Raw genomic sequence first — 12587 nt, 5'->3', positions numbered from 1 at the left:
TTGGTGATATGCTAATGTAAGTTTTTTATTAATACAAACAGCATTAAAATAATATTAAATTATAAGGTTGTTTAATTAAATTAAATATAACAAATTGAGATATTGCAGTTAGTTTATTCATTATAAAGCTTTTAGACCAATATTATTCTCTGCATAACAATAATCACATCAGGGTGAATTTTTTATTAACTGTAAAGCTTTATCGCATAACAATATAGTCCAATATAATCTAGTCAATAATTTCAAATTAAAAAGTCTAATAATGGAAATCTATAAATCATTTTATTTTTAAGCTTTATTAATATCATTTTTTCATTTTACGGTGAAACACCCATAATAGAGTAACCTAAATCTTCACCCTTCAACCCTAAATTTCGTTTATCGCATAATTTTATGTTGTTCACATTTTCTTAATTAACTAAAAATAAGGTTTAGATGAAGAATCCTTTCAATTGCACTTAAAGCAAAAACCAGCAAAAAGCTTGTGAGTCTTCAATTTTACTCATTTATGTTATCAGGTGAAATTGACAAATCGAGTATTAATAACATGACTTTTGCTTATTCTAGTCAATTGATCATGAATCCATTTTAAGTATATATTCAAAACTGCCCTACTTTTTCTTAGAGATTGATAATATTTATTTAAATTGGTATACCAAAATCTATAATCATGAAAATATTAAAACCCGTTGAGGCATTTGATAAAGCCGCAAAAATATACCAGGATAAGTTCATGGATGTAAGCTTGTTTGGGAACACTTTTAATTTCTTCTGCGATCAAATAGAGGCTGATCGTGCCGATATTCTTGATATTGCCTGTGGTCCGGGAAATATTACTAAATATTTATTGGACAGAAAACCAGAATACAACATATTAGGAATCGATTTATCCTCGAAAATGCTTGATCTTGCCCAAGCCAATAATCCTACAGCAGATTTTCAACTGATGGATTGCCGGGATATTCATAAGCTCCAAAAAAAATTTGACGGAATTGTTTGTGGCTTCTGCCTTCCTTATTTAACACGTGATGAAGCGATCACCTTAATCAAAGATGTCTCCGCATTGTTAAAGCCCGGAGGTGTATTTTATTTGAGTACGATGGAAGATGATTATAGCAAATCAGGATTGATCACATCCAGTTTAGGAGATCAGGTTTACCTTTATTACCATCAAGAAGATTATTTAGCAAAAGCTTTCCAGGAAAATAATTTTGATATGTTGCAGGTAAAACGTTTTAATTCTTCCGATAATGATGGTGTGATGATTACTGACATGGTATTGATCGGAAAACTGAAGTGACCTGTGTGTTATATCATACATGATAAAACTCAGAAGAGTTTGAGTTTACAGGTTTATCTCATTCCCTTTTCGCATTAAAAAAGAATTCTATTTTACAGATTTCAAATATGCTAAAGCCTGCTATTTATTGTATTTATTTTTATTGATAACCGGATTTGCATACATTGCTAAAAAACTTTGTTTAAGCTCTGCATCGGAAATATCGATACGCATTTCCATTCTTCTCTCGAACAGCATCTTTTCATTTTCCGTATAACATCCGGAATATTGATTGGTCTTATGTAAAAGGTCGTAGGCAATGAAATTTGTTGGCCAGAGTTTATAATTCCGGATAATAGAATCATCGATTACCTGAGCAATGGCCTGTAGCTGTTTGTTCTTGTTATCAAATTCTGACCCGATTTCATCAAGTTCAGTCCCAAGTACCTTTCCTGCATGCAGGTGAATGCGTTTTTTCTGGCCCAGCACTCCGCTTAGCATTGTTGTAAAATCCTCATCCTTATCTTTAATATAAACTTCATTTCTTGATTTCGCCATAAGTTGCGGCATCTTCAGAACATCTGTAGGATCATATTCATATGAAATAGATAGCGGAACTATTTTCAGACTTTTAAAGAAGTCGGTTAATGACTGCTCCCCTGCTGCCATGGCAAGCATTTTCAGAACTCCTTGTTGTGTAGCGTCATTGCCGTCTTTGGTTCGGCCTTCTCTTTGTGCAATCCATACGGATCGGTTTTCTTTAGTAAGCAGCTCATAAATATATTCGGACATGATCTTTGAACTGTTTAGTTGTTCACGGATCGGCAGTCCACGCTGAACTAAAAAATTACGATTCAGTTTTGCAAGGATATGAAGGAATGATTTCTGTACCAGATTATCCCCAATTGCCGAAGATGTCATTACAAGTCCCTCATCCAGCAATACCAAATTGAGCAGAGAGGTATCCAGAACAATATCACGATGACTGGAAACAAACAGATAGGCTGTATCCTTATCCAGGTCTTCGAATCCGGAAGTACTTAATCCTTCAGAGCTTTGCTTCAGGATCTGGCGAACGGTATACGCTATAAAGTGGTGTTGAAAATCGCTAATGGAATGAATATCTTTAAATTGTCCAAGCCAAAATTCTTCGTCCTGATCAGGAAAAGTAAAACGCATCAACGCCTTCATCATAGGATGTTTTGCAACACTCTTCAGAGCATCATTAACTTCATCATCATAAAAAGGCCTGATATCATCAAATTTTGACATATTATTATTTAAAAATTAAACGCACTGCAAAAGAACAAAAAAATATTGACTACGCCCGATGATTCATGTCATAATTGTTATTCGGTAAATTGATTATTGAAAGTTTATGTTTAAAAAGAAAATACAGATTGAAAAACTGACCGGTACAACAAAGCAATATTGACCAATAGTCTTGATTAATTATGTCGGGATAATTTAAAAACAGCTGATAAAATTGTTTTATTACATTCTCACTTAAAATCAGATTTTCTGATCTATATTTGATAGATATTTTAATGGCATGCAAAAAATTCTCTTGATGATAGTGCTACCCATCACGGGACCAGATAAAAAATAAAGTTATGGTAAATGATTATAAAAAATATGACCTGTTTGGTAAAACATTAATGCAAAAAATTGCATTGACCTCACCTTTTAATTATGATTTTCCAGTTACCGAGCAAGCGTGTTTTCTATATGTTTTAAAAGGGGAACTACAATATAAGAAGGATAATGATGAAATTAATATACCTACCCATTATTCTTTACTTCTCAATTGTATCACCTCCGGTAAACAAATCTATCATGCTGCCTCCGAGGCTAACTGTGAAGTTGTAATTGTTACTTTTTATCCGGACATACTAAAGAAAATCTACGATCGGGAATTGCCTTTATTACTTCATCCTCCCGGAAACATCATTTCAAATCAATCCAATGAAAAAATCAACAATGAATTTTTAATTCAAAAATATATTGAAGGACTGTTATTTTATTTTGAGAATCCGTCTTTGGTAAATGAAGATATCCTGATCCTGAAGCTCAAGGAAATTATACTTTTGTTAGCTCAAACCCAAAATGCGGAAGCAATACAAGTGATATTATCACAGCTTTTTTCTCCTACAACTTACACTTTCAAGCAAATCATTGAAGCCAATCTGTTTTCACAATTAACGATCGAACAGCTTGCAGGACGGGCTAACCTGAGTGTGTCTTCCTTTAAAAGAGAATTTTCAAAACTCTATAATGATACCCCTGCCAACTATATCAGAAACAAAAGGCTTGAAAAAGCTGCCGAACTTCTTGCGGTTTCAGATCAGCGCATCACTGATATTGCATTTGAATGCGGATTCAATGATCTGGCTAATTTTACAAAAAGCTTTGGTGAAAAATATCATCAGAGTCCAACGAACTACCGTCAAAAAATAAAAGACGATAACACGATATAATATTCCACTTCCTTATTTCTGTTAAAAATCCTCCCTTATAGCATTCTTAAAACCGGTTTAAGGATGCTTTTTTATGAACCAAAATACCAAACAATTGAACGAAATCGCAAAGCTATTTCTTTTTTTCTGACGCAACTTTGCAATGTTCCTCTTGGGAAAATATTGAAAAAAAACAATTGAACTGTATTTTTTCAAATAAAGGATTTATAAATTAAAAACATCATAAAATGGGACTATCAGGTTTAGGAATATTCCATACGATTATTGGAATTGCTGCCATTGCAGGAGCATTACTATCATTTATTAAATACGGCAAGATCGATCTTAGCAGACTACCGGGAAAAATATATTTTTACGGAACCCTTATCACCTCACTTACAGCATTGGGAATTTCGAAGCATGGAGGTTTTAATGCAGGACATATTTTTTCCATCTTTATCATCGTTTTGGTGTCTGCCGCATATTTTCTTTTTTCAAAAAAGCAAAACAGTAACAGAGCACGGTATTTTGAAAATTTCTCACTCTCTTTCAGCTTTTTTCTGTCACTCGTGCCCACGGTTAATGAAACTTTTACCCGTGTTCCATTAGGACATCCATTGGCAAAAGATATCAGCGACCCTATTATAGGAAAAACGTTGGGAGCGCTCTTTATTCTGTTTCTCGCGGGTTCGGTATACCAGTACATCAAACAAAAAAGAGCTAACCAACAAGTGTCATTCTAAATTTCATTCTTTGCTTAAAAAAAATGTTCGGAAAATCCGAACATTTTTATTTTGCATTCTATTTACTCCGATAAAGGAACAGTATCTTCTATGGGAGCTTTATCAACGGTTTTCTTTTTTGCTAAGTTGTCCACTCTCCACATTAAGAAGATACCTAATATAGAAATGGCAACGATCACATATCCCACTATATTATAGTGCTCTAAGGGAGCCCCTTTACTTTCTTGGGTAACGATCACGCCTGCAACCGCTGCTGCTATTCCACCTGCTATTTGCTGCAGAGAAGAGTTAATGCTCATGAAAGCGCCACGGTCCTGTAAATCCGGAATGGCACTCGTTAAAGCTGAAGAAGGAATCATACGGCTCATAATACCAATCATCATCAGGATATTAAATATCATCACCAGCCATAACGGAGTTACGGACAGGTTAGTATAAAGCACGCACATCCCCATCATCCATACTGAAGCTATTGCAAATATTTTAAACTTGTCTACTTTATCACTTAATTTTCCGATCAAAGGCATGATCACCAATGAGCTAATCCCAGAAACCATAAATAACATAGGAAGCTGTTCATTGGTAAGCCCAAGGTTATTAACTGCAAACGCACTTCCGAAAGGCATCATCATAAAACCTCCGATGGAAAGCAAGGCTGTAGCGGCAAACCCTACCCTGTAATTACTTTTTGCAATTGTATGCCACAAATGCTGAAAAGCAGATTTATCACGTTGTACCGAAAGATGTTTGTTTACAGGCTGCAATTTCAGGAAAATTAAAACAGCAATAACGACACTCAAAGCCGCTACCATCCAGAAAGGTGCTTCCCAGCCCCATTTATTAGCCAGATAAAGCCCGATAGGCACCCCAAGAACCTGGCTTCCTCCGAAGCCCATCTGAATAAATCCCATTACCCTACCTCTTTGTTGCAGCACAAACAAATCAGTTATAATAGCCATAGAAATAGAGCCTATCACTCCTCCAAAAAGGCCTGTAATAATTCTCGCGGCGACCAGGGCCGCATAAGATTGTGCCATACCGCAAAAAATAGTTCCGATAATAAATCCGATGTAAAAAAATAGTAAAAGTTTTTTCCTGTCAAATCTGTCGGCAAAACCTGCTGTCAGCAATCCTGAAACTCCCGCACTGAAAGCGTAGGCAGAAACGGCAAAGCCAAAAGCTGAAGGTTTTAGGCTAAGTGATTTCATGAGCATATCGCCCAGTGGAGACATTACCATAAAATCCAATATTACCGTAAACTGGGTAATTGCTAAAATAAATATGACAAACTTCTGATAGCCCGTAAAGGGCAAAGGTTGTTGTTCCATAATTTCTTTAAAAGTAAATTGAGATTCCGGGAGTCGTCAGTTATGACCAAGCTCCTAGCATCCCTTGTTTGATTAGTTTTTGTGTAAATAATAATGTAATAGAAATTTTATCACTTCTTTTTTAAGGCTTTTACGACAAGATCAAATGTCTGCCATAAAATTTCGTCCGTCATTTTAAAGGATTTTCCGCCAAGACTTTTTCCTTCATTATGGAACCTTGCTAAAGAGTACATGGGTGAAAAAGCAACCGACCAGTATACTTCAAAAGGCATTGGGCTGAGTTCACCTCTCTTTATTGCATTGTCCCAGAATTTCCCTAAAGTCTCCTTAAATCCCCGTAAAAAATGATGAAGAAATTCTTCCTGGTAGCTTGAGTTCCTCAATTGCTCAAAAAACAAATGTTTGTCGGGATGAGTGGTCATGTAGCCATACCGATTTCTCCACTGTACCCGTAAGCCTTCTTCAAAATGAGCTTCAGGATCAAAATTCTTTAGAATGGCATCAGACATTGTTTGCCCCTCTTCTTTAGCAATCGTTAAAATTAAATCATCCCGGTCTTTAAAATACAGATAAGGAGTAGCAACAGAAATCTTGCAGGCCTTCGCAAGTTTATTCATGCTGAATCCCTCCAGTCCGTTTCTGATGATCATTTTAATCGCTTCTGTCTTAATGAGCTCTCTTTTATCACCTTCTTTTAAACGCATGAGTAAAGTTCTAAAATTTCAGGTTATAAAATTAATGAATATTTATTAATTAATAAATATTATTTTCCTTAAAAGTTAACCTATACCTCAAATTGTATATAAATCTATGTTGATTAAATTATCCTTATCAACCAAAAAATATTTATTTTAGTAAAAAAAGAACACCAAAACTAAACTTGAAAATACAATATGAAAAAAATAAAAATTTTACTGCTATGCTCACTGAGCATGATGGCTTGCTCTCAGGAGGAATCCAGGCAAGATCTGCTAAAGAATTCAAATAAAAAGACGGAAAACAAATGGTCGTCCACTGCTACTGTAAAAGAACTGAAACTTTTCCAGATCAATGTATGGCAGGAAGGAACCTCTGTAACAGGAGGCTATGATGCTATTGTCAATGAAATTGTCCGGTCGGATGCTGATTTTGTATTTCTCAGCGAAGTCAGAAACTATAATAATGTCGACTTCACGAATAAACTGGTTCAGTCACTTCATTCCAAAGGGTATAACTACTATTCCTTCCGTTCAGATGATTCGGGGATATTATCCAGGTATCCGATTATTGAAAATGCTTCTGTCTACCCGGTGAGTAATGATCACGGCTCAGTTTACAAACTGGTCACTCAAATTAACGGACAGCGCATCGCTGCTTACACCGGTCATCTGGATTATACTCATTATGCCTGTTATCTTCCTCGTGGCTACAGTGGGACGACATGGTCGAAACTACCCAATGGTCCAGAAACCAATCTCACAAAAATATCGGAAATGAATCTTGCATCTTATAGAGATGAAGCTATCTCAGCGTTTATCTCCGATGCAAATACAGAAAAAACAAAAGGTTCCATAGTATTTCTGGGAGGAGATTTTAATGAGCCTTCTATGTTTGATTGGGTAAGTAGTACAGCCAACTTATATGATCATCATACCGTAGTTTACGAATGGGATACCACCAAACTCCTGAATAATGCAGGTTTTAAAGACTCATACCGCATGATGCATCCTTCTCCCGTTACCCATCCCGGATTCACCTACCCCTCCGATAATCCGGCAAAGCCCGTCAACCAGTTAACATGGGCTCCTGACGCAGATGAAAGAGAGCGGATTGACTATATTTTCTTTATGCAGGCTCCCAATCTTACTTTAAAAAGCTCCCATATTATAGGCTATAACAAGTCTATTGTAAAAAATATCCGTACTCCGGAGAATACCCAGGATTCATTTGTTCCTCCGATAGGTATCTGGCCTTCGGATCATAAAGGAGTGTTATCCAACTTTGAGCTGGTTACGCAAAACGGAACAGGTAACTGATAACTTAAATGTGAGTATTCCAAAAGATATGAGCTATGAAAGCATACTGTATTATGGTAACCAATAGCTATAAAAAAAGCCTGTGACTGATCCAGGCTTTTTAATTTTTATATCTCTAAAGTTATCTTTTTCTTTTAGGTGTTTCTTTCACTTCCACTACAGGGGTTCTATGTAATAAGATATCTAAAACTCTCTCAGTATAGTCGAACTTTTTCTCAAGGTACAGAACATTATTATATCTCTTATCGATCACAGCACCTAATGCTTCTTTCTCAGAAATGGTTTCCATTGCATTGTGAATCTGTTCTTCAAAAGGTAAAACCATATTGGCCTTCAGCTTGTTGATTTCACCGGTACTTCCGAATCTTAAACTGGTAGTCGTTTTAATGTTTTTCTCTAAATCGAATACTTCTTTTTCTCTTCGTTTTAATTCTTCTCCTACCAATAATACCCTATCGTTTTCCAATGCCGATTTTTTCTTTTCATATTCCGACTGTATACTCTGAAGCTCACTTTTCCATGTAGCTATCTGTGCATTAAGCCTTGCTTCAGCCTCTTTATAATCTGGCAGCTTACTCAATATCACATTGGTATCTATAACACCGATCTTCTGAGCCTTACTTAAACTGAAAAGCAAAAATAATATAAGGGTTAGTGCAATTTTTTTATTTCTCATTGGGAACTGTTATTACATTCTATATTGATATTCTAGCGGAAAATTATATAAAAACATTTAAAATTATATTTATCAACGCAGATTTAGCGCCTCTATTGTCCTTACAGGTAAGTATCAACATTTTTTATATCAATAGCTAAAATTCAGCTGTAAAAATAAAATAATTAAATAAATTTTATCCAAAATTGTTAATTAAAGTTTTTTTCACCTACTATTGGTTTATTATTATCTATTCCGTTATATCTTTGTTTTATTCGTAAAAAATAAGATTTGAATAAAAATATACTATTAATTTTCATATTTATTTTTGTTAAGGTCTACAGCCAGAAATACAACATCGAGTTGTATAATACCGATAACGGACTCCCGCAAAACAGTGTAAAAGACATTATAAAAGATAAATATGGATTTATATGGCTCACCACTGAAAATGGAATTGTACGGTATGATGGCGCTCAGTTTCTGGTCTATAAAAATTTCCCGTTGAGCAGTCAACGTTTTACATACTTCTATGGATACCCAGAAAAAGACAGTATTTTCACAGCCGGTGATTACGGGAAAACCATCCTTCTGCGTAATAAAATTCCACGGGTAACAAATTCTTTGAAACAATTCCCTACAGTAGTATCAAAAGATAATACCGGCTACCTTTTGTATTGTTCCAATTATAGCTATACCCGATATCCCGGCATCAACTTTTACATGAACGATAAGGATGGAAGGTATTACATCAAAGAAAACAGCCTTACCTTCACTAGTTTTCGCTCTAAACCTGAAGAAACGCTAAAAATTAAAGCCATTTACAAAAATATTCCCAGAATTTTTACAATCAATGAAATCCTGTTCTACATCAACTTTACCACAAATAAAGTAGAAAAAATAGAAAAAGGAAAAATCACAAATTCCTATCAGGTCCCTTTGCTAACTGACAAGGATAGTAAGATTTTCTGGAGCAGAATAAACAATCAGCTTTTCGTGTTAAGCCATAATAAGTTTTACCTCTGCACCTATGAAAAGGAACAATTTATCATATCCGAGATCGTCAAAATGGGCGATATAAAAAATGACAACCTGATCAGTGTATATTATGATAAACGGTACAAGAAACTTTATCTCGGGAGTAGTACGGAAGGATTGCAGGTTATCAATCTTCATGATTTCACTACCGTCAAAGGATCTTCGCCGAAAGCAGAATCCGTCTTTTATGCTACCCTTCCTTACGACAGCGCTTCGGTCATTAATCCCTTTGGTGAAATCTACACCCGTAATGGAATGGTCCGTCAGAAGCATTTTAAAAATACAGCTCCTTTTTTTATGGCATACGACCGGCATGAAAACCTTATGATACGAAAAGACCGGGATTTAAGGATCTATAAAAAATCAAATTCGTACCGGGACTTCACTGTTTTAAAAGAGTTTTTTTTAAAAGATTTCTTTTTCGATGCAAAAAAATCTTATGCATTGGTTGCAAAACCCAAAAAGAATAGTGTTTCTGAATTTAGCGGAACATTTGAGATATACAAAGACAACTCCCTGCTATCTTTGGAAAGAAGAATTGTATTGGAAAGTGAGCCTACCAAATTTTTAAAGGTCGATCCTGATCATATTTTAGTCGGTACGGTAAAGGGTTTATACAATATCCGGTTGAGCACAAACCAAATGCATCCGGTAACCGCTGACCAGGAATTGTCTATCCGTAATATCATAAGGTCAAAAGACGGTAACTTGTGGATCACAACTTTGGGAAAGGGATTTTATTTACTAAAAAACAACAGGCTTATCAGGATGCCTTATGATGCTGATGGTAATATTTCATCTCCTCATACCATTCTCGAAGATCAAAAAGGTTTTTTCTGGATCCCTACCAATAATGGCTTATATAAAGTTCATGAAAGCCGGCTTCTGAAATTTGTTCAGGCCCCGGATTCTAAGGTTAATTATTACAGATTTTCAAAAGATTCGGGTTTCTTCACCAATGAATTCAATGGTGGCAGCAATGTAAGTGGCAATAAACTTAAAAATGGGGATTTTGTGCTACCTTCTCTGAATGGATTAGTATTTTTTAACCCCTTAAAAATCGAAAGTTACTACTCTAAAAACATCTACATCGAAAGAGCAATGATAGATAACAAAGAAGAGTCCTTTCATAAAACTCTTTTTCTTGAACAGAAATCCAGCAGATTAGACCTCTTTATAGACGTTCCTTATTATGCAAATCCCGACAATATTGTGATAGAAGCTAAAATTATGGGGCTTCCCAACGCAAAATGGGAATCCATCGGGAAAGACAGGAAGTTTTCCATTTCGAATCTGAGGTACGGGAATTATTCTTTCATTGCAAGAATGCTTGTTTCCGATAAAGGAAAATACATCTATAAAAAAATCAACCTCATCGTAAGACCTTATTTTTATCAGACCTTATGGTTTAAGATAGTGATGATATTATTACTATTCTTTGTGTTATACCTCCTTCTCAAATGGAGGATCCGGTTTTTGCAAAAGAAAAATCTGGAACTGGAAAAAATTATCACCGTACGTACCGAAAAACTTTCCGCTACCGTCGAAAAGCTTGAAACAACAAAAATTCAGCTTCATAAGGAAATCGAGCAGCAAAAAAAACTGATAGGTACCATAACACATGATATTACCACTCCTGTAAAATTTATTGCTTTAACTGCAAAGGAAATATTAGGGAATAAAGAATTCAATCAACAACGGACTGAAAAAGTGCTCGCTTCAATTTATAAATCCTCCGATCAGCTGTATAATTTTACGGCAACGCTCAAAGAGTATGCTGATATCTACAGCCACCACAGAACCGATAAAACGGAAACATACTCTCTGCATGATCTGATCACAGAAAAAATAGTGCTTTTCAGTACCATCGCTGAAAGCAATCATACATCCATTATTAACAATGCTGATCAAAAAATACATACCCGGATCAGTAAAAATATTCTGGCAGCCATTATCCATAACCTTCTGGATAACGCAGTAAAATATACAAGAGAAGGAACCATAACCATAGATGCTTTTACCGAGTACAGAAGCGTTATTTTAATTGTAGAAGATACCGGTTCAGGAATGGATCAGCAAAAAATAGATTATTATGAAGAGCTTCAGAACAACATCGAAAATGAAAAATTATTACTCCAAAAATATGGGATGGGAATCCATCTGGTGCTACAACTACTACAAATGATAGAAAGTAAAATAATCTTTACCAGAAACAAGACAGGAGGAACTACCTGCCGATTGATTTTAAAAAATAAAAAAAATGATTAAATACATTCTTATAGCTGATGATCATGATGTGGTTCTTACGGGAACAAGCCTGATACTGGAGTCCAGAATCCCTGATATATCCGTTGATCAGGCAGAAGATTACCCGGAAACTCTGGAAAAAATCTCCCAGCGAAAGTACGACCTGATTATTCTTGATATCAACATGCCTGAAAGTAAAAATAAAAAAATGATTTCTGAAATTAAAGAAATCGATCCGGATGTAAAAATATTGATATTTTCGGCCTATGAAGAAGAGATTGCCGTACAATACATAAAAGAGGGAGCCAACGGTTACCTCAGTAAACTGAGCAAAGTGGAGGAAATATCAGAAGCAGTAATCAGGATTTTCCGTGAGGGCTACTACTACCCTTCCGGTATTGTTAATCAATTACTACAGGACTCTCCGCTAGATTCCATAAAGAGGTTTTCGGAAAGAGAATATCAGATTTTTATTTTAATGGTGAAGGGATATGGAAATTTAGAAATTTCCAATGAGATGAACATTCAGATGAGCACCATAAGCACCTATAAAAAAAGGATCCATAACAAACTGAAGACCAATCATCTTGCAGATCTTATTAAACTTTATCAAAATTATACTTCCTGAAGTAAAATTTGCAAACACTGACAACTGATTCTTTTAGTTCTGCTTAAAAAAGAGTTAGTGATCCTGAGAATCGTGTAGAAAATTTTCTACACGATTCTTTATTTCATTCTACAGTCCATTACAGGCTCTTGTGGAAGTATTCCTATAATTTTACGCCTTGTAAATGATACTTTAATATCACGGACTTTTCCTGTTCTG

10 protein-coding genes are annotated in these 12587 nt (G+C 35.3%); 6 read left to right on the top strand and 4 right to left on the bottom strand.

The genetic code is table 11. The annotated features are described in order from the left end of the window. Positions 1-670 precede the first annotated feature (670 nt). Positions 671-1300 (top strand): class I SAM-dependent methyltransferase, encoded by a 630-nt coding sequence (locus PFY10_01515; protein ID WBV57118.1) that lies wholly within the window; start codon positions 671-673, stop codon positions 1298-1300. 120 nt (positions 1301-1420) lie between these two features. Here the strand turns inward: PFY10_01515 and PFY10_01510 are convergent, their stop codons facing one another. Further along, on the bottom strand, positions 1421-2551 hold the full coding sequence (locus PFY10_01510) for a 1-acyl-sn-glycerol-3-phosphate acyltransferase (protein ID WBV57117.1): 1131 nt from the start codon (positions 2549-2551) through the stop codon (positions 1421-1423). 341 nt (positions 2552-2892) lie between these two features. Between PFY10_01510 and PFY10_01505 the strand changes: the two genes are divergently transcribed. Further along, positions 2893-3756: an AraC family transcriptional regulator gene (locus tag PFY10_01505; GenBank protein WBV57116.1), complete on the top strand. Its 864-nt coding sequence runs from the start codon at positions 2893-2895 to the stop codon at positions 3754-3756. Positions 3757-3983: 227 nt separating this feature from the next. Then, positions 3984-4478: a hypothetical protein gene (locus PFY10_01500; GenBank protein WBV57115.1), complete on the top strand. Its 495-nt coding sequence runs from the start codon at positions 3984-3986 to the stop codon at positions 4476-4478. Positions 4479-4540: 62 nt separating this feature from the next. On the opposite strand, the gene PFY10_01495 is transcribed toward PFY10_01500, so the two are convergent. Continuing rightward, a complete protein-coding gene (locus PFY10_01495; GenBank protein WBV57114.1) occupies positions 4541-5806 on the bottom strand; it encodes an MFS transporter in 1266 nt (421 codons plus the stop codon). 110 nt (positions 5807-5916) lie between these two features. Then, positions 5917-6510 carry a TetR/AcrR family transcriptional regulator gene (locus tag PFY10_01490; GenBank protein WBV57113.1) on the bottom strand — a complete coding sequence of 198 codons (594 nt, stop codon included), beginning with the start codon at positions 6508-6510 and terminating at the stop codon, positions 5917-5919. Positions 6511-6699: 189 nt separating this feature from the next. On the opposite strand from PFY10_01490, the gene PFY10_01485 reads away from it, so the two are divergent. Further along, a complete protein-coding gene (locus PFY10_01485) occupies positions 6700-7821 on the top strand; it encodes an endonuclease/exonuclease/phosphatase family protein (GenBank protein ID WBV57112.1) in 1122 nt (373 codons plus the stop codon). 121 nt (positions 7822-7942) lie between these two features. Here PFY10_01485 and PFY10_01480 read toward each other — a convergent pair whose 3' ends face one another. Further along, positions 7943-8497 (bottom strand): OmpH family outer membrane protein, encoded by a 555-nt coding sequence (locus PFY10_01480; GenBank protein ID WBV57111.1) that lies wholly within the window; start codon positions 8495-8497, stop codon positions 7943-7945. Positions 8498-8767: 270 nt separating this feature from the next. On the opposite strand from PFY10_01480, the gene PFY10_01475 reads away from it, so the two are divergent. Both PFY10_01475 and PFY10_01470 read left to right on the top strand, forming a co-directional pair. Further along, complete coding sequence (locus PFY10_01475; GenBank protein WBV57110.1) at positions 8768-11782, top strand: ATP-binding protein; 3015 nt, start codon at positions 8768-8770, stop codon at positions 11780-11782. Then, a complete protein-coding gene (locus PFY10_01470; GenBank protein ID WBV57109.1) occupies positions 11775-12389 on the top strand; it encodes a response regulator transcription factor in 615 nt (204 codons plus the stop codon). Before PFY10_01475 ends, PFY10_01470 begins: the two co-directional genes overlap by 8 nt. Positions 12390-12587: the final 198 nt, after the last annotated feature.

The organism is Chryseobacterium daecheongense, assembly GCA_027920525.1.
Lineage (GTDB): Bacteria > Bacteroidota > Bacteroidia > Flavobacteriales > Weeksellaceae > Chryseobacterium > Chryseobacterium proteolyticum.
Note: the sequence above shows the minus strand (reverse complement) of the source record. Positions and strands in the feature narration are given on the sequence as shown.

What these genes read in the sequence shown, in the direction of transcription:
- PFY10_01515 (WBV57118.1), top strand. Translation starts at nt 671, where the DNA reads ATGAAAATATTAAAACCCGTTGAGGCATTTGATAAAGCCGCAAAAATA.
- PFY10_01510 (WBV57117.1), bottom strand. Translation starts at nt 2,551, where the DNA reads ATGTCAAAATTTGATGATATCAGGCCTTTTTATGATGATGAAGTTAAT.
- PFY10_01505 (WBV57116.1), top strand. Translation starts at nt 2,893, where the DNA reads ATGGTAAATGATTATAAAAAATATGACCTGTTTGGTAAAACATTAATG.
- PFY10_01500 (WBV57115.1), top strand. Translation starts at nt 3,984, where the DNA reads ATGGGACTATCAGGTTTAGGAATATTCCATACGATTATTGGAATTGCT.
- PFY10_01495 (WBV57114.1), bottom strand. Translation starts at nt 5,806, where the DNA reads ATGGAACAACAACCTTTGCCCTTTACGGGCTATCAGAAGTTTGTCATA.
- PFY10_01490 (WBV57113.1), bottom strand. Translation starts at nt 6,510, where the DNA reads ATGCGTTTAAAAGAAGGTGATAAAAGAGAGCTCATTAAGACAGAAGCG.
- PFY10_01485 (WBV57112.1), top strand. Translation starts at nt 6,700, where the DNA reads ATGAAAAAAATAAAAATTTTACTGCTATGCTCACTGAGCATGATGGCT.
- PFY10_01480 (WBV57111.1), bottom strand. Translation starts at nt 8,497, where the DNA reads ATGAGAAATAAAAAAATTGCACTAACCCTTATATTATTTTTGCTTTTC.
- PFY10_01470 (WBV57109.1), top strand. Translation starts at nt 11,775, where the DNA reads ATGATTAAATACATTCTTATAGCTGATGATCATGATGTGGTTCTTACG.